The organism is Streptomyces vulcanius, assembly GCF_042653945.1.
Taxonomy (GTDB): domain Bacteria; phylum Actinomycetota; class Actinomycetes; order Streptomycetales; family Streptomycetaceae; genus Streptomyces; species Streptomyces mangrovi.
In genome coordinates this window covers 259,013-278,442 of sequence record NZ_JBHSFK010000010.1, presented here as the reverse complement: position 1 = coordinate 278,442, position 19,430 = coordinate 259,013, and the positions used below count along the sequence as shown (strand labels likewise).

The following is a 19,430-nucleotide window of genomic DNA, read 5'->3' as shown; positions in this document are numbered from 1 at the left end:
GGGTCAAAGGAGCTTGCCGGCCAGTTCTGGTAAGAAGCAGCCGCCTTCCGGGTCTTGAAGACGACTGTCGGATGCCGGTGCAACAATGCCGCCAATGACCGCCTTTAGGCAGCCCGGTGAGCGACTGGAACAACGGATTTCGAGGTGGCAGCACGGCGACCCTGAGGGCGTGTTGGACGACAAGGCTCTGGTCGAGGCCGCACAACTGTGGTGGGAGCAGGTCGCGGACGGCGGTGACAGTCTCGTCGACGCGGCTCTTCACCTGCTTGGCTGGCTGCACTGGGCGCGATTCGAGAGCGGGCCACAGGACGACCGGGAGATCGAGCAGCACTGGGCGCTCGAGTTCTTCCATGTTCTGTGGCAGCGCAGTCCGAGCGCGCCGCCCCCGGAGATCCAGGAGCATTTTCGGGGCTCGGCGCCACTCGCGATCGACAACACCGAGGCCCATGCGAGCGGGATACTCCGCGGCATCGCGGCCCATACGCTGACTCGGCACAGGGACACCGGGCTACGCCTTTTCGCGCTGTCGCAGTGGCCGCTGGATCTCACCGCCGACGCGGCGCCGGCGCTGGTGGAGGCGGCCCTGCTCCTGCACGACCGGTACACCGAGACCGGCAACGCGGCGGATCTCGACACCGCCGTCACCTACGGCCGGCGCGCCCTGGACCTGGCGACCGAGCCGGACCCGCTGCGTGCCACGCTGTTGCAGAACGTCGCCGTGCTGCATGCCAGCCGGTTCGAGAAGACCTCGGTGATGTCCGACATCGATCGGACCCTGGCACTGACCGACGAGGCGCTGGCGATCACCCGGTCGCTCGCGGGTGACCCGGCCCCGCTGCTGGCCAATCGCAGCGCCGCGTTGTGGCGGCGTTTCCTGGCCTTCCACCGCCTGGAGGATCTGCAGCAGGCAGTGGCCGAAGGCACGGCAGCGGTCGACGCGCTGCCGGAGAGCCCGTCGCGTGCGGCGGTCCGTGCGCAGGTCGCCGGCCTGACGCAGGTGCTGTTGCTGCACCCGGACAATCCGGAGGTCGGGGATGCGGACCAGGTGAGTGCCCTGCGAGCCGCTCTCCTTGATGCGGCCGGCGAGGCACGGCAGTCCGCTCGACAGGAACTCGGTCTGGCCCTCGCCGTCCGGTACGAGCAGGCCGGGCGGATCGAGGATCTTCAGGAAGCGATCGGGCTCTTGCGTGACAACGCAGCCGGGCGGTCCACGTCGCTGCTTGCGACGGCACTGCGGATCCGGTTCGACGCACTGGGCGACGCCGCCGATCTGGATGAGTGCATTTCCCTGTTCCAGCGCGCCCGGACAGAGGACACCTCGGCGGTTGGGCGGATTTCGATGGCTGACGGCCTGGCAGGGGCCCTCGAAGCCGCATACCAGCTCCGGCCGGACCCGGCGAGGTTGCGCGCCGCGGTCGACGCGGCCCGGACGGCAGTGCTCGACGCCTGGCCGGACCCGACCTCACCGGAGCCCGAGCGGGGGCTGCTGCCCATGCTGGAGTCGTTGGCCCAGGAGAACCTGCGCCGTCGGCTCCGTGCGGTCGAACAGACCGACGACCACGACTTCGTGCTGTCCTCCGAGGCGATGACCGACGCCGCGTATCTGTGGTTGCTGGCCCAGCGGCTGACCGCGCGCGACCCGGCCCTGCCGACCCTGGCCCAAGCACGTGGTGTGCTCGGCGACTTCCACATCCTGCGGAACAACGCGACCATCGACTCCGGCCGGTTCGACGAGCTCGCGCAGACCTTGTTGCACTGGCTGCCGGCACAGGAGGCGCTCGGGGACGACCTGCCCGACCCGCTGGACCGGTTACTCGGACCGCGTGCCGAACCGGAGTGGCAGGCCCGGTACGCTGCCGGCCTGATCAGCCACGTCTCCCGGGATCGGAGTCCGGCGGTGGCGAACGCCGCGGTCCTGCTGCTGACCTCCGCGACCGAGGCCACCCCGGCCGACGATCCTCAACTGCCCGAGCGGCTCGGCCGGCTCAGCGACGCCTACCTCGTCCGCGGCGTCAACGGCCAGGACACCGATGACCTGGAGACAGCCACCCGGCTGGCCGACGAGGCCATGGCGCTCGCCCCGCCGGACGACGCCCGGCAGCGGGAGCGGTTGATCCGAGCCCGGAGCCTGCGGCTGCGCTTCTTTCGGCGTGCGGTCACCCCGGACCTCGGACGCAACGCAGTCACCCTGCCTGCCATCGCCAAAGAGTACGCAGACGGGCCCGAGGGCGCCGAGTTGGCTGCCGCGATGGACGCCGCGCTACAGGAACTCCTCCTTTCCCTGCCGATCGCGGAGCCTGTCACCCAGCAGCATTCCAGGCGGTTCCTGCGAGAGTTCCGCCGTACCGGCCTCGCAGTCGACCTGGAGCTTGCGCTGCGCGCCGCCGAGGCCGAGACGATCCGGCACGAGCATTCGGCCGAGAGGTTCGGGCACCTGTCTCACCTCTCCGACATACGTCTCGAGCGCTATCTGCTGACCGGGGAGAACACCGAGCTGACCGAGGCCGCCTGTCTGCTGGAGGAGGCACTCGACCTGGCTCCGCAGATCGGCGCCCACCGCGGGCCGTTGCTCAGGCGCCTCACCCATATCTACGAACAGCGTTCCGAGCCGACCGACGTACAGCTGGACCGGCTGTGCCATCTGGCGCGCACCACGATCACCTACGCGATGGACAGCCTGACTGCCCTGCGCAGCGCCGGTCGGCTCGCCCTGCAATTCCAGCGCCACGACCTGACCGTCACCTGCTACCGCGAAGCCGTCGCTCTGATGCGCCTCGCTGCGCTGGAGGAGATCGACCGGGTGGACCGGGCTGCCCAGCTCACCCAGATCACCGAAGTGGGCAGTGAGGCGGTGACCGCGCACATCCTGGCCGGGGACCCGGTCGGCGCGCTGGAGGCTGCCGAGGAGGCCCGTGCGGTGCTGCTGTCGCTGGAGCTTGACCTGCGGACCGACCTGGCGAAACTCCGGGAGGCCCGGCCCGACCTTGCCGAACGCTTCGACCGCCTGCGCCAGGCGCTGACCGCAGACGCTGCCGAGGGTGCCCACGCCCCGGAGGGCTACGTGCGTTCCGTCCGCGCCCACCAGAGCCGGAACGCCTGGACCGACCTGCTCGACGACATCCGCGAGGTTCCCGGCCACGAGGAGTTCCTGCGTCCACCGGCCACCGCCGAGCTGACCGCCCTGAACCTGCCCGGTCCGATCGTGCTGATCAACGTGAGCCGATTCGGCGGCCACGCCCTGATCGTCGGCCCGGAACCCGGTGTCCGCGTGCTGGCGCTTGACGGGCTGAACCAGGAGGATGTCCGCTCGCACGCCTACGGCCTGCTCTCCGCGGCGGACACCGGGGTGACCGACGAGATCCTGGAATGGCTGTGGACCGCAGTGGTCGGTCCGGTCCTGGAGAACGTGCAAGCGTCCCGCGTGTGGTGGGTGCCGACGGGCCTGCTCAGCGCGTTTCCGCTGCACGCCGCCACCGCCCCGCAAGGCCGGTCCGCGCTCGACCTGGTCGAGTCGTCGTATGCCCCGACGATTCGCCTGCTGGCCCGCAGTCTGGTGCGGTCCACCGCACCGCGGCCGGGTGGTGACCTGATTGTCGCGGTACGGCGCACCGAAAACGGCGCCGAACTGGCCGGCGCTGAGGCCGAGGGCCAGGCGCTGACCGAGCTCTTTCCGCACGCTGTAGGGCTGTTCAACGAGGAGGCGACCCGTGAGAGCGTCCTGACCGCTCTGCCACATGCCGCCCGCGTCCACTTCGCCTGCCACAATGTCCGCGACGAGGTCCGCCCGCACCTGAGCGGCCTGGGTCTGTTCGACGGCCTGCTGACCATCGACGACCTGTCCCGCCTGGACCTGCCGAACGCCGAGTTCGCACAGCTGTCAGCCTGTGCCACGGTCACGCCCACCCCGGACGCACCGGACGAACTGACCCACCTGGCTGCCGCGTTCCAGCTCGCCGGCTTCCGGAGCGTGGTCGCCACCCTCTGGCCGGTCCGTGACCTGATCGCCGCTGAGTTCTCCCAGCTCTTCCATGATGCGGGTGGTCACTCCCAGGGCTCCGCCGCCCTTGCCCGTGCCACCCGCGCCCTGCGCGATCGTTACCCGGATCACCCCGACTTGTGGGCCCCGTTCCTGCACTACGGTCTGTAAGGGAGCGGCATCCCAGCGGGAGATCACTTCGACGACAGGCTCTACGGCTTCTCGTAGGGGTCGGCGGGCTGGTCGATCTGCTTGACGGCTGTGGCGTCCAGGACCGGGGGCCAGGCCGCGTCGGAGCCGAGGGCGCCCTTCGGGTGCCAGGTGCCGGTGACGGTGACCCAGGTGTCGGCGGGGAGCGCGTCGGCGTTCCTGACCTCGGCCTTTCCGGTGGTGGCGTCGGCGGCGCAGCAGGTGACCAGGAGCCGGGTGACGTACCAGGTGCCGTCGTCTCCGTGGGTGACGAAGCCGGTGAGGCGCAGGGTACGGCCCTTCAGGGAGCGCCCGCTGTCGTAGATCGCGCGGGAGCTGAACTCGCCGACGGTGAGCGTGAGCGGGTCCCCGGAGGGCAGCGCCGGGAAGGCGCCGATCCCCTGCTCGGCCCGCTGGGCGGCCTCGCGGCCCGCGCTGTAGGAGCCGAGGGCGGGCGGCGGGAAGAGAAGCAGGGCCAGGGCGGGGAGGGTGAGCAGCCAGGCGGTTCGGGGGCCGTGGCGGTGGTGGTGGTCGTCGTCCCGGCTTTGCGTGAGTACGGCGGTCAGGGCGGCCAGGAGGATCAAGGTCGCCCCGGACACGATCAGGTACGGGCGCAGGCCCGCCTGTACGTAGCGCAGGTACAGGTCGCCGAAGAGGGTGATGCGCAGGACCGCCGCGCCGGTGAGGAGGAGCAGGAGGGCCGGGCCGTACCGTCTCACAGCAGCCACCACCCCACGAGCACACTGGCCGTCACGGCCACCAGCCAGGTCACGGACGCGAACCGCGCGGCGAAGGCGCGGCCGAAGGTGCCCGTCTGCAGGGCGAGGAGTTTCAGGTCGACCATCGGTCCGACGACCATGAAGGCGAGGCGCGCGGTGGCCGGGAAGGCGCTGAGGGACGCGGCGACGAAGGCGTCGGCCTCGCTGCACACGCACAGCACGACGGCGAGAGCCGCGAGCAGGGGGACCGCCACCCACACCGACCCGGTGAAGAGGTCGAGCACGGAGCGCGGGACGGCGATGTTGAAGGTCGCGGCGGCTGCCGCGCCGAGCACGAGGAAGCCGCCGGCGTGCAGGAAGTCGTGCTGGAGGCCGGTGAGGAAGGCGCGGGCGCCGGTGGCGTGATCGCCGTGGCCGTGGCCGTCGTCCCGCTTCGGCAGCCGCAGCCACTCGTCCCTGCCGAAGCGGGCCCACAGCCAGCCCATCACGACGGCCGTGGAGAGGGAGGCGAGCAGCCGGGCGAGGACCATCTCCGGCCGGCCGGGGAAGGCGATGGAGGTGGCGACCAGCACGACCGGGTTGATCGCGGGCGCGGAGAGCAGGAAGGCGAGGGCGGCGGCCGGGGCGACCCCGCGCCGCATCAGGCTCCCGGCCACCGGCACCGACGCGCACTCGCACCCCGGCAGCACGGCCCCGGCGACGCCCGCGAGGGGCACCGCGAGCGCCGGGCTGCGCGGCAGCAGCCGCTGGAACACCCGCTCCGGCACGAACGCGCCGATGGCCGCCGAGACGACCGTACCGAGGAGCAGGAACGGCACGCCCTGGACGGCGACGGCGGTGAACACCGTCCACCAGGCGGCGACGGGCGGGGTGTACAGGTCGAGCGCGAGCGTCGGCCCGAGTACGGAGGCGACGGTCACGATCGCCGCGACCGCGACGAGCACAGCGCCGCCGAGCACGGCGTACCCGGCGGCCCGTACGACCATCCCGACGGCTCTCAGGCCGTCGGCCGCCGCTGTCCGTTCGTTCCGCACGCGCCGCACGCTAGCGGGGTGGGCTGTGGGACACCCGGCACTTCACCCAGAGGGTGCTGTGACGGGCTAGAGGGGCGGCTGGGCAGGGGCAGGGCCGAGGGTCGTGGTTCCCGGGGCCGTGCGGTGTCCCAGGCCCGTGCGGTAGGCGTCGAGGGCCGCCTCCACCCGGCCCGTGCGGCGCAGCAGGTCGCCCAGCATGCGGCACAGGTCGGCCAGGTCGCCGGCGGCGCCCGCGCGTTCCAGGAGGCTGAGGGCGCGGACGTAGTGCTCCTCGGCGGCCTCCGTGTCACGGGCGTCCTCGGCGATGATGCCGAGCAGCCGGTGCGCCCCGGCGGCGTGGATCGCGCCGCGCTCGGGAGAGAGGTCCCCGAGGACGCGCTGCAACAGCTCGGCCGCCTCCTCGGACTTGCCCCTGCGGTGCAGTACGTCGGCCAGCTCGACGGCGACCTGACTGCTGTAGAGGACAGCGCGGCGGGCGTCGAGCATGGTCTGGGCCTGCTTCAACTCCTCCTCCGCGCGCTCCAGTTGGCCGTTCTGGGCGTAGACGTAGCCGCGCATCCAGTGGCAGTTGGCGAGTTCAGTGCGGAACTGGAGCTGGCGGTAGAGCTCGGCGGCCTTGGCGAGGTTGGCGTCCGCCTCGGCGAGCCGGCCCTCGGCGAGGAGGGTGCGGGCGACGGAGCGGTGCATCCGGGCGATCAGCGCGGGGTCGGCGACCTGGGGCGCGAGGGCGAGCGCGAACTCCGCGGCCTGGGCGGCGCGGGCCTGGGCGCCCATGTCCATGTAGGGCCCGATGACGGAGGCGTACAGGAGCAGCAGCGCGTCCGGGTCGTGCAGCCCGCCCCGGTTCAGCTCGTCGAGCGTGGACTCCAACAGGTAGACGGCGTACCGGAGTTCACCGGCGAGGAAGTGCGAGACGGCGCGCCCGCGCAGGGCGGGGACGCGGGCGGGCAGCGGTGCGTCGGCGAGACACGCCTCCGCCCGTTCGAAGTGGAGCCGGGCCGCCTCCAGGTCGCCGGTCTCGATCGTGGACTCCCCGAGTCCGAGCAGCGCGGCGTACTGCTCCTCGGCCAGGCCGTGTTCCTCGGCCTCCGCGAGCAGCGCGGCGTACTGGAGGGCGGCGTCCTCCGCGTCGCCGGTGGCGAGGGTGCGCTGGGCCTCCGTGAGGCGGAAGCGCAGATCGGTGACGAGCCGTGCCGACCGCCCGGTGGCCAGTTCGTCGAAGTCGACGCCGAGCCGTTCGGCGATGTGTTTGAGCGCCTCGTCGGAGGGCCGCACCCGGCCCGCCTCCAGGGTGGAGATGTAGGCAGGTGTGTAGGTCGGCTCCGCCAATTGCCGTTGCGTCAGCCCTCGTTCGACGCGCAATCGCTGTACGCGTCGCCCGACGACTTCCGGTTCGTCCCGTTCTCCCACGCCTCGCTTACCCCCAACTCCCCCTGAACCTCTTGCCGTTGGACTATCGCACCCTCTAGGTTAAACGGCGAATTAAGCCTGCTTAATACATGAGTGTCGTCAGCCGTGGTCCGCCGACGTCGACATTGTGAGGTTGCCGTGCCCGGACACCCCTCCGTCTCCCACGGACACCGCTTCGCCAGGGCCGCCGCCGCGGCCCTCCTGGCCGCAGCGGCCCTGATCACCGCGGCCAACGCGGTCCCGGCCGCCTCCACGGCCACACCCCCGGCGGCCCAGGAACAGCCCGACGGCCGATAGCGGGCTCCGACCGGGTCAGGCCGGTGTCTGCAACTGCCGCAGCTGACGCCGGACATGGTCCAGCGCCCCCTGCCGTCTGCCGGGCACCCGGCCGCGCAGCTCCGCGAGCGCCGGACCCAGCTCACGGGCCCGGGCCGGATCGCCGATCCGCCCCCACTGGTGATGCGCCCGGTCCACGGCCGCCTCCACCGCGGGCGCGTCCACCGGCTGCCCGACGGCCAGCCGCGCCGCCGCGACGGACATCCACGTACGGCAACTGCGCTCCGCGTCCCCCGCGAACATCGCGAGATCGGCCCGCACCTCGGCCCAGTGCAACGCCTCCTCGGAGCCGACCCCGTGCGAAACGGCGGCGCTCTGCTGCCACCGAGCCGCCAGCCCATCGGCATCAGTGTGCCGCCCGGCCTGAACGGCGGTGGTGATGGCGGTGTGCGGATCGACACTCACGTGAGCGTCATTCAGCCCGTCCGGGGGAGTTTGAGGACGAGGCCCGTTCAGGGCCGACTGCGGGGGTCTGGGGGCGGCAGCCCCCAGGGGACGGGAATGGGCAGGGGCGGCGGGGGCGAAATCCACCCCGGTCCGCCCGGACAACACCACGTCCCCCACCTCCCCCTCCCCCGCGATCCGCGCCAACGCCATCTGATGCAACTGCTCGACGGCGGGACGCCCCCCGCTCCGCAATATCGTCGCGACCGCCTTCATATACGTCGGCGCCCCCACCGACCGCCGCCCAGGAGGCGGCGCCACCCGCCCGTACACCCCCACAGCCGGCCCGCAGTCAAGCCCCTGCCCCGGCCCGGGCCCCTGCCCCCGCAGCCACCCCCACGCCTCCGCGTCCGCGTGCAGATCCACGAACACGGTCGTGGCCCCGGCGACCCGCAACCGCAGCTCCTCCCGGAACCAGTGCCAGGGGAACCCGGTGTACCGCATCGTCGACGGCGTCGTACGCGCCAGCGCGAGATGCGGCAGCCGCTGCCGCCGGTCGAGCTGCACCTGCCCGGTGACGAACACCGTCAGCGGACCCTCCGCCGCCGCGGCGGCCCGCAGCCGGGTCAGCACCGCCTGCGGCTCCAGCGGATCCGCCAGTTCCACGACGTTCGCGGTGTCGGTCCCGGCCAGCACGGCGGGCGGCACGGCCGCGAGCACGGGAAGGACGGACGCCGCGTCCACCAGACACCCCTTACCCACGGGCGAGGCCGCGAGCAGCAGCACGGTTCCGGGCATGGTCGGTCCCCTCCCCTGTCGATCGGATACGTCAGCACCGTAACCGGTGACACTGCGAAGGGGAGCCTCAGGACCGCAATCGTCCCCGTACGAGACTTACGTCCCGCCCTCGCCGCCGCTCAGTAGGCGACGGACATCCGGGCGTGCGGGTGGGCGTCCCGTTCCAGTTCGTCGACGAAGGCGACCGCGTAGTCCTCGATGCTGATCCGGCTGTGCCCCTCCGCGTCGGTGAGCAGCGCGTCGCCGCCGGTGCGGAAGCGGCCGGTGCGCTCGCCGGGGGCGATCTCCGGCGCCGGGGAGACGTACGTCCAGTCCAGGTCGTCGACGGAACGGTAGAAGGCGAGGACGTCACGGTGGGCGTCGGCCTCCGGCAGGAAGCCCTCGGGGAAGCCGGGCTGCTCGGCGAGGGCCTGTCCGGGGGCGACCTCCAGACCCCCGGCGCCGCCGACGACCACCAGCCGCCCCACGCCCGCCTCCCGCGCCCCGGCCACCAGCCCCTCGTTCAGCGCGAGGAACGGCTCGCGCGGGTCCGTCGCGTCGCGGGGCGGTACGCACGCCGAGGCGATCGCGTCGGCGCCGCGTGCCAGCACGGCCACCGCGGCCGGGTCGGAGGCGTCGCCCGCGGCGGCGGCGACACCGGGGATCGGTGACTGCCCGGACCGGCTGACCGCCAGTACCAGGTGCCCGCGCGCGGACGCCTCCGTGGCGATCCGGCTGCCGACGGTGCCGGTGGCGCCGAAGAGGACGACCTTCGTCCGCTCGCGCTTGGCGGACCCGTGTGTCATGGGGCCGTGCGTCATGCGCCCAGCGAAGCACGCGGGAGGACCGCTCGCATCCGGGTGCCCGCCGTACACGACTTGCCACGACGGCCTCCCAGGTGTGCTCTGGAAGGCGGGGCGAGGAGAGAGAGGAGCGCGGCCATGGCTCAGACGACACTCAGGCCCGACATCTTCGGCGTGCGGACCCACCGGATCACGGCGTGGGCGGTACCCGTCGCGCTCGGGCTCGTCTACGGCTACTGGGTGGCGGCCAACGACCGCTCCGGCGGCCCCATCACCGGCTGGAACGTCCTGCTCGGCTTCGTCTCCGCGATCGTGTTCGCCGCCGCGTGGATGGGCCTGCACGCGCTGGCCCCGCACATGCTGCGCGAACTGCACGCCGGACTGTGGTCGGCGTTCGCGGGCATCGCCTTCGGCTTCATGTACAGCGAGACCGGCGCGAGCGTCCTGCGCTCCTGCGCGATGGCGCTGGCGGTCGCGGCGGCCACGTTCGTGACGCTGTTCTACCGCTACTACACGCACGAGGACGCGGAGGGCCACCGCATCCGCTGAGCCCGGCGGACCAGCGGTTGACCAACGGCGGACAGCACAGCGCGGGTCCCGGCGTCATCACGGCCGCCGGGACCCGCGCGTTCCCTCATCCCTCCACTCGCCGGGCGCCCGGTATCCGCTCCCGGCCGCCCGGCGAGGCCCTTGAAGTTCCACCCGCCCTTCCAGGAAACACCCGTTCGGGGGAACCCTCCACCGGAGGACGGCGCAGGCCGTGGCGACGGTCCACCCGTACGGCCGCCACTGACTGGCGCGCGCCGCCCGCACACCGTTGTCTGGTGAGGTGTCCCGAAGCCTGCGGACCGCCCTCTCGGCCGTCCTGATCGCCCTGTCCTGCCTCCTCGTGCCGTTCGGCGCGCTCGCGGCCTGGGTGGCGTACGGCCTGACCGACACCGGCCGCTACGTCACCACGATGGCGCCGCTCGCCTCCGACCCCGCCGTCCGGGACGCCGTCGCCGACACGGTGGGGGACGGCGTGGCCCGCGAGGCCGGGGTGAACCCGCTGTTCATCCGGGACGCGGTGCGCTCCTTCACCTCGACCCGCGCCTACCGCACCGCGTGGGACGCCGGCAACGAGGCCGCCCACACGGCCGTGATGCGGGCGCTCCAGGACGAACGCGCCGGCCACGACGACGACCCGGTCACCGTCGACCTGGCGACCGTCACCACACCGCTCCGCCACCAGATGACGATCGACCATGTGCCGTTCGCCGACCGCGTCCCGGTCGCGCACACCCGGGTCGACCTCCTTCCGCCCCATGAACTCGCCGCGCTCCGGAAGGGCTACCACGTGCTCGACGTGGCCGGTTTCTGGCTCCCCCTGGCCGCCGTCGTCTTCGCGGTGACCGGCATCGCGGTCGCCGCCTGCCGTCGCCGCGCGATCACCGCGACGGCCCTGGGCACCGCGCTCGGCGGCGCGTTCCTCGGCCTGGCCGTGGCGATCGGCCGCCGGCTCACCCTGGCCGACCTCCCCGACCCGTCCCACCGCCCGGCCGCCGCCGCGGTCTACGACGCCCTCACCACCACCCTGCGCACCACCTCCTGGCTCCTCCTCACCCTGGGCCTGACGGTCGCGGCGATGACCTGGCTGACCCGCCGCCGCCCCCGCGCCCGCCCGGCCCCGACCCCTGCTCCCCCTCCGGAACCCACCCGGGTACGGGTCTGACCACGTCCTTCAACTCCGTGGCCGACAGGCCGTCCCCGGCTCTACCGTCACCCCATGACCAAGAACACGACGACCCTCTGGCGGCCCACCGGGCCCGAGGAGCTGGCGCTGGTGGAGGCGGCCGGGTGGAAGGCCTGGCCGCCGCGGCTGCCCGAGCAGCCGATCTTCTATCCCGTGCTCAACGAGGACTACGCGGTGCGGATCGCGCGGGACTGGAACGTGCCGGCCTCCGGCGTGGGGTATGTGACGCGGTTCGAGGTCGAGAGCGGGTTCCTGGAGCGGTATCCGGTGCGGCAGGCCGGCGGAGAGACCATCCTGGAGCTCTGGATACCGGCTGAGGAGCTCGATGAGTTCAACGCGCACATCGTGGGACGCATCGAGGTCGTCCGGGAGTTCCGCTGACGGACACGGACACGGACACGGACGGCGGCGGCGGTGGGGGCGCGGGCGGGTTCTCGCCGTCTGGGGTGCGGGGGCGCTGCTGGCCGGGGTGAGCGTGGTCGTCGGGTGCCGGGCGTTCGGGACCGACGGGATCACCCCCGTACCGCAGACGCTGGCCTTCCTGCCGTGGCTGCTCGTGCCGGCGGGGATCGGGATGGCGGCCGCCCTGCTCGCGCGCTGGTGGGCGGGGGTGGTGTGGGGGGTCGTGGCGGTGTCGCTGCTCGCCTGGTTCCTCCAGCCGTACGGGGACGGCGGCGAGCCGGCCGGGCCGGTCGTCGCGCGGCTGCGGGTGCTGACCGCGAACGTCGAGTTCGGGTGGGCCACCGGCGCGCTCGTCCCCGTCGTACGGCGGGAGCGGCCGGACGTGGTGTTCGTGGAGGAGTGCGAGTACGGGTGTCAGGCGACGGTCCGGCGGGAGCTCGGGGACGAGTATCCCTACCGGCAGGCCGTGCCGGGCGGTACCTCGGTCGGGTCCGTCATCCTCAGCCGGTTCCCGTTGACGGCCGCCGAAGGTGTGCGCGGCCAGATGGGTATGCCCGGGGCCGTCGCCGACATCGACGGGCAGGCCGTCCGGCTTCAGCTGGCGCATCCCAAGCCGCCGCTGCCCGGACAAGTGGCCTTGTGGAAGCGCGAGTCGGGGCGGCTTCGGGACTTCGCCGACCGGTACTCCGGCGACGGGCCGCTCATTCTCGCCGGGGACTTCAACGCCTCCCAGGACCACGCCGTCTTCCGGCGGATCCTCGACACCGGGCTGCGGGACGCCGCCCGGCTCGCGGGTGAGGGGCGCGAGCCGAGCTGGCCGAGCCGTACGACGCCCGTCTTCGGCGCGCAGATCGACCATGTGCTCGTCTCGGAGGAGTTCTCGGCGAGCCGCGCCCGCCTTCTGCACCTCGACGACACCGATCACCGTGCGCTGCTGGTGGAGATCGAACTCCACCGATAATCGCGCTCCACCGATAATGGGGCCATGTCCCGCGAGTTCCCCATCGGCCTCAGCCCTCCCGACTGGCTGGTCCGGAACCTTCAGCCCCAGCGGGCCCCCGCCAGCCGGGCCGCCGCCGTGCGGGCCGCCGTCGCGATGACGCTTCCGCTGGTGATCGGGCTGGCGGCGGGAGAGCCCGCGTACGGCGCGCTCGCCTCGATGGGCGCCCTGTCCGGGGTGATCGGCGACACCGCCGACGCCTACCGCATGCGGATCCTGAACATCGCCGTGCCGCAGCTGTTCGGCGCCATCGGCATCACGGTCGGTTCCGCCGTGTACGGGCAGGGGTGGCTGGCGGTCGCCGTCGTCACCGGGGTGGCGCTGGTCTCCGGGATGATCTCGACGATCGGGGCCGTGGCCTCCGTCTCCGGGCTGCTGCTCCTGCTGAACTCCGTGGTGGGGGCGGGGCTGCCGATGCCGGGGGAGTGGTGGCTGGCGCCGGTGCTGATGAGCGGCGCGGGGCTGCTGGTGCTGCTCCTCGCCCTGCTGGCGTGGCCGCTGCGCTCCGGGGTGCCGGAACGCACCGCCGTCGCGGCGACCTACCGCACGGTCGCCGATCTGCTCGCCGCCTGCGGCAGCGAGGTCCCGGGCGCGTACGAGGACGCCCGCCACACCGTCACCCAGTCGCTGAACCAGTCGTACGACCTCGTCCTCGCCCGGCGCGCCCGGCAGCACGGCCGCAACGCCGAACTGACGCGGCTGATCGCCCAGTTGAACGCCATCACCCCGGTGGTGGAGGCGGCCCCCGCCGCGCATCTCGCCGGGCGCCCGCTGCCCGACGCGGTCCCGGAGGCCGTACGGCATCTCGCGCGGGCCGTGGAGACCGGGTTCACCGGGCCGGTCGGGCTGCGGCTCCCCTCCCCCGGGTCGGAGACCGGCCGGGCCGTGGACCACGCGCTGCGGCATGCCGCCGAGGTGGTGGCCGCGCCCGACATCGAGCCCGGTGTCCCCGGTGGCGTGGACGACGACCGCCTCGGCCGTCCGGCGAGGCTGCGGGTGCGGGCCTCGGGCGCCGCCCGCGACGTCGCCCTGTCCGCCGCCTCCTGGCGCTACGGCCTGCGCCTCGCCCTGTGCATCGGGCTGGCCCAGATCCTGGTCTCGACGGTCCCGGTGGCGCGCTCCTACTGGGTCGCCCTGACCATCACCTTCGTCATGAAGCCCGACTTCGGCTCGGTGTTCTCCCGGGCGCTGCTGCGGGCGCTGGGCACGGTGGCCGGCCTGGTGGTGGCGGCGGCCGTGCTCTCCCAGGTGCCGAGGGGGTGGTGGGACGTACCGGTGATGCTGCTGCTCGCCCCGCTCATCCCGGCGCTCACCCCGCGCGGCTACGGCTACCAGACGGCGGCGATCACCCCGGTGATCCTGCTGCTGTCGGACGTCCTCAACCACCAGGGCACCGGCCTGCTGCTGCCCCGCCTGGTCGACTCGCTGATCGGCTGCGGAATCGCGCTCGTGGCCGGCTACCTGCTCTGGCCGGAGAGCTGGCACACCAGGGTCGGCGACCGGCTGGCCGACGCGGTCGCCGACGCCTCGCGCTATGTGGACGCGGCCTTCGGCGCGGACGTCGACACCGCGGGCCGGGCCCGGATGCGCCGCCGGCTGTACCGCGATCTGTCGGTCGTCCGTACGGAGTTCCAGCGGGCGCTGACCGAACCGCCGCCGACGGGCCGGCGGGCGGCGGCCTGGTGGCCGCTGGTCGTCGCGGTCGAGCGGATCGTGGACGCGACGACGGCGGCCCGGGTCCGTGTCAGCCACGGAGCCGAACCGCCGTCGGTGCGCGAGATCGCCCATGTCGCGCTGCAACTGCGCGAGTTGGCGGACGGGTTGCGGGACACGGAGAACCTCTATCCCGTCCGCACGGAACTGACCGGCCCGCCGGACAGCGTCCTGGAGCCGCTCCGCCAGGAGGTCGCGGCGGCGCGGGCGATCACCTCACCCAGATAGCCGTCCGGTCAGACGCCGATGTCGCAGCCGTCCGCGCGCCACACCGCCACGACCGCCGGGCGGACGATCTTGCCGGGTCCGTCGGGCCACACGCTCAGCGGGTTCTCCACGGTCGCGCCGGTGAGCTCACCCGGATGCTGTACGGCGACCAGGACGCGCCGGTCCTGGACGAGCGGGCCGCAGGTCTCGGCACCCTTGGGCACCGTCAGGAACTGCTTGAGCTCACCGCGCCGCGAGCCCTTCGTGGCCACGCCGAACAGGCCGTCGTGCGAGCCGAGCTGAGCGCCGTCGGTGGAGATCCACAGGTTGCCGTGCGGGTCGAAGGCCACGTTGTCCGGGCAGGAGATCGGGCTGACGTCGTCCTTCGGGAAGCCCGCGAAGTAGGTCGCCGGGTCCTCCGGGTCGCCCGCGACGAGGAACAGCGACCAGGCGAACCTCGTGCTGTCGGCGCGGTTGTGGCGCTCGGTCAGTTCGAGGATGTGCCCGTGCTTGTTGGCGTTGCGCGGGTTGGCCTCGTCGGCGGCGGCGTTCGTACCGACACCGCGGTTGGTGTTGTTGGTGAGGGCGACGTACACCTTGCCGCTGTGCGGGTTGGGCTCGATGTCCTCGGGCCGGTCCATCTTGGTCGCGCCGACCTTGTCACCGGCGAGGCGGGTGAAGACGTAGACCTCCTCGGCCGTCATCCCCTCGACGTGCGAGACGGCGCCCTTCGCGGTGGCGGTGGCGAGCGGGATCCACTCGCCACTGCCGTCGAACTCACCGTCCGCCGGCAGCTTCCCGCTTCCGTCGATCTCTATCGCGGGGGAGTCGCCGGTGAGCTTGGCGACGTACAGGGTCCCCTCGTCGAGCAGGGTGAGGTTGTGCTCGCGGGCGGCCCTGCTGCTGCCCTTCTTCATCTTCTTGCTGCCGACGAACTTGTAGAAGTAGTCGAAGCGCTCGTCGTCACCGGTGTAGACGACGGGACGGCCGTCGTCCGTGAGCCGCACGGTGGCGCCCTCGTGCTTGACCCGGCCGAGCGCGGTGCGCTTGCGGGGCGTGGAGGTCGGGTCGTACGGGTCGAGTTCGACGACGTAGCCGAAGCGGTGCGACTCGTTGGGCTCCTGGGCGACGTCGAACCGCTTGTCGAACCTCTCCCACTTGCGCTCGGTGGCGCCGGTGCCGAGCCCGTACCGCTTGTCGGTCGTCCGCGTCCCGTTGGCGAAGTACTGGTTGAAGTTCTCCTCGCCGTGGAGCGTGGTGCCCCAGGGGGTCGTGCCGCCCGAGCAGTTGTTGAGCGTGCCGAGGACCTTGCGGCCGGTCGGGTCGACGGACGTCTTGAGCAGCGCGGATCCGGCCGCGGGGCCGGTCAGCCTGAACTCGGTGGTCGCGGTGACCCGACGGTTGAGCGGGTGCCGCGGTACGGCGGTCAGGGCGCCGGTCCGCCGGTCCTCCTCGACGACGACCACACCGAGCCCGTGGGCGGCCCAGGCGACCTCGACCTGGTTGCGGGTCGGGTTGGCGGGGTCGTACCCGCGGAACATCAGCACCTCGTCGGTGTACTCGTGGTTGGCGACGAGGAGTTGGCGGCGGTGCTCGCCCGGCACGGGCAGGAGGGCGAGGAAGTCGTTGTTGTAGCCGAACTGGCCGGCCTGGGAGGCGCCGGTCTGGTTCTCCGGGTCGAAGGCGGGCGCGCCGCGCAGGATCGGCTCGCCCCAGCGGATGACGACGTTCTGCCGGTAGCCGTCCGGGATGGTCACGGCGTCGGCGGTGTTCGGCTCGACGGAGGTGTAACGGAGCCCGCGGGCGGCGCGGCCGTGTTTGGAGTTCTTGGAGGAGGACGCGGATATCGACTCCGTGGCGGCGGCGGCCGGAATCGCCCCCGCGACACCGGCGGCGCCGGCCGTGGCGGCCACCGTGACGACGGCGGCGGCGCGCATCATGGCGCGGCGGCCCATGGCTCCGGCGATGACGTCGCCGACGTATTCGTTGTCGCTGGTGTTGGGCACCTCGTGGAAGCAGGCGTCACCACACCGGTAACGACAGGTCAGGGAGGATCGCCCTCCCGGGTGCGAGTCGGACGGCGTCCCGATGATCGGCAGCAGCTTGCGCACTTTGCTCTCCCCTTGCGTGCCCTTGATGTGAACGTGACGTTAGGGGTGTGTCCGTGCGCAGGCGCGGCGCATGGATGAACGCGAGGTGAATCCCGGGAAGCCACAAGGGAGTTGGGCGGAGGATGGGGGCAGCGGACTTCGGCCACGGAGGCGGTGTTGACACACCGCTTGCCGCCTTACTCACCCCTGCCCAAGATCACCACGTGGGGCCGCTAACCTTACGTGTCCGTCCTGGCCAGGGATTGACGGGCTTGACATCACGCGAAGGGTTGCGCGCATGGGCATTCTCACTCGCCTTCGGAACGCATTCGGCCGCTCACGCAAGGGGCTTACCGCCGAGGCAGAGGGTGCGGAACAGGTTCCTTCGCAGGAACCCGCTCCTTCGCGGGAGGAGGTCGCTCCCCGCGAGGAGCGCCGACCGGAGGAAGGCAAACAGGACCAGGTTCAGAACCAGGAACAGGTACCGGCACCGGCCAAGGCCGCGGTGGAACCAACACCGACGCCTGCCCAGATCCCCGAGCCCCGCTCGGCGAGCGGCAGCGAACACGACTTGGTCGCAGCGGCCTTCAACAACGTAACGGTCCCCAAGCCGACCCGCTCCACGGAGACGGATGCCGACACGGGGGCAGAGCCCGACCTCAAGACCGGTACGGCGACTGAGCCGACGGCCGAGGTTGAGGCCGGGATTGAGGCCAGGGTTGAGGCCGAGGCTGACGCCGGGGTTGAGGCCGGGGTTGAGGCCAGGGTTGAGGCCAGGGTTGAGGCCGAGGCTGACGCCGGGGTTGAGGCCGAGGCTGACGCCGGGGTTGAGGCCGAGGTTGAGGCTGGCCCGGAGGCCGGAGTTGAGGCCGGTGCGGCGGCCGAGCCGACGGCCGAGGCTGACGCCGGTGCGGCGGCTGAGCCGGAAGCCGGGGCGGCGACGCAGGCGGAGACCGGGGCTGAGGCGGAAGCCGAGCCCGAGGTTGAGACCGAGGCAGCGACGCAGGCCGAGACCGAGACTGCGCCGGAAGCCGAGCCCGAGGTTGAGACCGAGGCAGCGACGCAGGCCGAGACCGAGACTGCGCCGGAAGCCGAGCCCGAGGTTGAGACCGAGGCAGCGACGCAGGCCGAGACCGAGACTGCGCCGGAAGCCGAGCCCGAGGTTGAGGCCGAGGCAGCGACGCAGGCCGAGACCGAGGTTGAGGCCGAGGCGGCGGCGAAGGCTGAGCCCGAGACTGCGGCGAAGGCCGAGGTTGCGGCCGGGGCAGGAGCCGAGTCGACGGACGGGAGAGTGGCTGAGGCGGAGCCGACCGCCGAGCCGACTCCGGAGAAGGAGCCGGAGGCAGCGGCAGCGGCAGCGAGCGAGGCCTCCGGGGCTGCGGTGGAAGCTGAAGCAACCGGCGAGCCGGCGACCGAGCCGGCAGTCGACGCCGAGGAGCCGGACCAGACGTCGGCCCCGGAAGCCGCGGCTGACGAGCCGGCCTCCGCCGAGGAGCCCTCGGCGGAGTCGGCGGAGCCGGAGGCACTGTCTGTGCCGGCCGCAGAAGCCGCCGAGGAGCCGTCGCCGGAGGGTTCTGCCGCAGCGGACGCGGACGCCAAGCCCGAGCCGCAGGCCGAGTCCGTCACGGCCACCGCCGGGGCCGACACCGCCACCGAGCCGGTCGCCGACCTCGACGACGCGGAAGCCGACGCCGACGCCCCCGCCTCAACCGAGGCAGAGGCCGCGGAATCCACCCCCGCAGCCGCGCAGCCCGAGGCGGAGCCTGCCGTCGGCAGCGACCAGCCCGCCGAGGAGGCCGCCCCCGCACTCATCGCGGCTGCCGCCACCACGGAACCCGCGGTCGCCGACGGTGGAAGCGCCCCGCTGGGTGCACCCGCAGGCGGCGACGAGAGCGGTACGGGTGCGGAGGAGCGGGTGCGGGCCGACGCTCCGCATCTGGTCACCGCCTACCAGACCGCCGGCGCCGCCCTCGAGAAGCTGGGCCTCACCGGCAAACGTGCGGAGGTGTACCTCGTCCTCGACCGCTCCGCTTCCATGCGGGCCTACTACAAGGACGGCTCCGCCCAGGCTCTCGCCGACCAGACCCTCGCCCTGGCGGCCCACCTGGACCCCGAGGCCAAGGTCCGCGTCGTGTTCTTCTCGACGGAGCTCGACGGCACCGCCGACCTCACCCTCACCGACCCCGAGAACAGGATCGACGAGCTGCACGCCGGCCTCGGCCGTATGGGCCGTACCAGCTACCACGCCGCCGTCGAGGCCGTCGTAAGCCAGAACGAGAAGGCCCCGGAGCCGCACACACCGGCTCTGGTGATCTTCCAGACCGACGGCGCCCCGGACGCCAAGACCCCGGCCACCCAGTCCCTCACCGAGGCGGGGAAGAACCGTCCGGGCGTCTTCTTCTCCTTCGTCGCCTTCGGTGAGCACGACAACAAGGCGTTCGACTACCTCCGCAAGCTGAAGACCGCCAACGCGTCGTTCTTCCACGCGGGCCCCACCCCCCGCGAGCTCACGGACGCCGAGCTCTACGAGGGCGTACTGGCGAACTGGCGCCCGTAAGAAATCCGTGCCGTGCCGCCCGCTTCCCAGCCCGTAAAACGGGAGGCGGGCGGCATACACATGTCGGCTACGATTTCAAGGTTCATACCCGTAGCGACATG

At 72.4% G+C, this 19,430-nt stretch carries 14 protein-coding genes; 8 read left to right on the top strand and 6 right to left on the bottom strand.

Going from position 1 to position 19,430, the window contains the following annotated elements:
- Positions 1 to 169 precede the first annotated feature (169 nt).
- Positions 170 to 4,147: a CHAT domain-containing protein gene (locus ACFPIH_RS18070; RefSeq protein ID WP_381170798.1), complete on the top strand. Its 3,978-nt coding sequence runs from the start codon at positions 170 to 172 to the stop codon at positions 4,145 to 4,147.
- Between the two features lie 41 nt (positions 4,148 to 4,188).
- Here ACFPIH_RS18070 and ACFPIH_RS18065 read toward each other — a convergent pair whose 3' ends face one another.
- The 3 genes from ACFPIH_RS18065 to ACFPIH_RS18055 all read right to left on the bottom strand — a co-directional run bounded on the left by ACFPIH_RS18065 (position 4,189) and on the right by ACFPIH_RS18055 (position 7,328).
- Complete coding sequence (locus tag ACFPIH_RS18065; RefSeq protein ID WP_381171470.1) at positions 4,189 to 4,884, bottom strand: TIGR03943 family putative permease subunit; 696 nt, start codon at positions 4,882 to 4,884, stop codon at positions 4,189 to 4,191.
- Positions 4,881 to 5,870, bottom strand: coding sequence for a permease (locus tag ACFPIH_RS18060; protein ID WP_381171472.1), 990 nt, complete (start codon positions 5,868 to 5,870; stop codon positions 4,881 to 4,883). Before ACFPIH_RS18060 ends, ACFPIH_RS18065 begins: the two co-directional genes overlap by 4 nt.
- Positions 5,871 to 5,984: 114 nt before the next feature.
- Complete coding sequence (locus ACFPIH_RS18055) at positions 5,985 to 7,328, bottom strand: helix-turn-helix domain-containing protein (protein WP_381170800.1); 1,344 nt, start codon at positions 7,326 to 7,328, stop codon at positions 5,985 to 5,987.
- A 138-nt stretch (positions 7,329 to 7,466) separates the two neighbouring features.
- On the opposite strand from ACFPIH_RS18055, the gene ACFPIH_RS18050 reads away from it, so the two are divergent.
- Positions 7,467 to 7,625, top strand: a complete 159-nt coding sequence (locus ACFPIH_RS18050) for a hypothetical protein (protein ID WP_381170802.1) — start codon at positions 7,467 to 7,469, stop codon at positions 7,623 to 7,625.
- A 15-nt stretch (positions 7,626 to 7,640) separates the two neighbouring features.
- Here ACFPIH_RS18050 and ACFPIH_RS18045 read toward each other — a convergent pair whose 3' ends face one another.
- Entirely contained in the window at positions 7,641 to 8,846 is a 1,206-nt protein-coding gene (locus ACFPIH_RS18045; RefSeq protein WP_381170804.1) for a hypothetical protein, read from the bottom strand.
- A gap of 119 nt (positions 8,847 to 8,965) precedes the next feature.
- Complete coding sequence (locus tag ACFPIH_RS18040; protein ID WP_381170806.1) at positions 8,966 to 9,631, bottom strand: NAD(P)-dependent oxidoreductase; 666 nt, start codon at positions 9,629 to 9,631, stop codon at positions 8,966 to 8,968.
- Positions 9,632 to 9,766: 135 nt separating this feature from the next.
- Here ACFPIH_RS18040 and ACFPIH_RS18035 point away from each other — a divergent pair, with 135 nt between their 5' ends.
- The 5 genes from ACFPIH_RS18035 to ACFPIH_RS18015 all read left to right on the top strand — a co-directional run bounded on the left by ACFPIH_RS18035 (position 9,767) and on the right by ACFPIH_RS18015 (position 14,703).
- On the top strand, positions 9,767 to 10,177 hold the full coding sequence (locus ACFPIH_RS18035; protein WP_381170807.1) for a hypothetical protein: 411 nt from the start codon (positions 9,767 to 9,769) through the stop codon (positions 10,175 to 10,177).
- Positions 10,178 to 10,457: 280 nt separating this feature from the next.
- Positions 10,458 to 11,339, top strand: a complete 882-nt coding sequence (locus ACFPIH_RS18030) for a hypothetical protein (RefSeq protein WP_381170809.1) — start codon at positions 10,458 to 10,460, stop codon at positions 11,337 to 11,339.
- A 54-nt stretch (positions 11,340 to 11,393) separates the two neighbouring features.
- On the top strand, positions 11,394 to 11,741 hold the full coding sequence (locus ACFPIH_RS18025) for a hypothetical protein (RefSeq protein ID WP_381170811.1): 348 nt from the start codon (positions 11,394 to 11,396) through the stop codon (positions 11,739 to 11,741).
- Positions 11,686 to 12,723, top strand: coding sequence for an endonuclease/exonuclease/phosphatase family protein (locus ACFPIH_RS18020; protein ID WP_381170813.1), 1,038 nt, complete (start codon positions 11,686 to 11,688; stop codon positions 12,721 to 12,723). Before ACFPIH_RS18025 ends, ACFPIH_RS18020 begins: the two co-directional genes overlap by 56 nt.
- A gap of 24 nt (positions 12,724 to 12,747) precedes the next feature.
- Positions 12,748 to 14,703, top strand: a complete 1,956-nt coding sequence (locus ACFPIH_RS18015) for an FUSC family protein (protein WP_381170815.1) — start codon at positions 12,748 to 12,750, stop codon at positions 14,701 to 14,703.
- Between the two features lie 8 nt (positions 14,704 to 14,711).
- Here the strand turns inward: ACFPIH_RS18015 and ACFPIH_RS18010 are convergent, their stop codons facing one another.
- Positions 14,712 to 16,793, bottom strand: coding sequence for a PhoX family protein (locus ACFPIH_RS18010; RefSeq protein ID WP_381170817.1), 2,082 nt, complete (start codon positions 16,791 to 16,793; stop codon positions 14,712 to 14,714).
- Positions 16,794 to 17,277: 484 nt separating this feature from the next.
- Between ACFPIH_RS18010 and ACFPIH_RS18005 the strand changes: the two genes are divergently transcribed.
- The gene (locus ACFPIH_RS18005; protein WP_381170819.1) at positions 17,278 to 19,329 is read left to right on the top strand and encodes a VWA domain-containing protein; all 2,052 of its coding nucleotides are present in this window, start codon (positions 17,278 to 17,280) and stop codon (positions 19,327 to 19,329) included.
- Positions 19,330 to 19,430 lie beyond the last annotated feature (101 nt).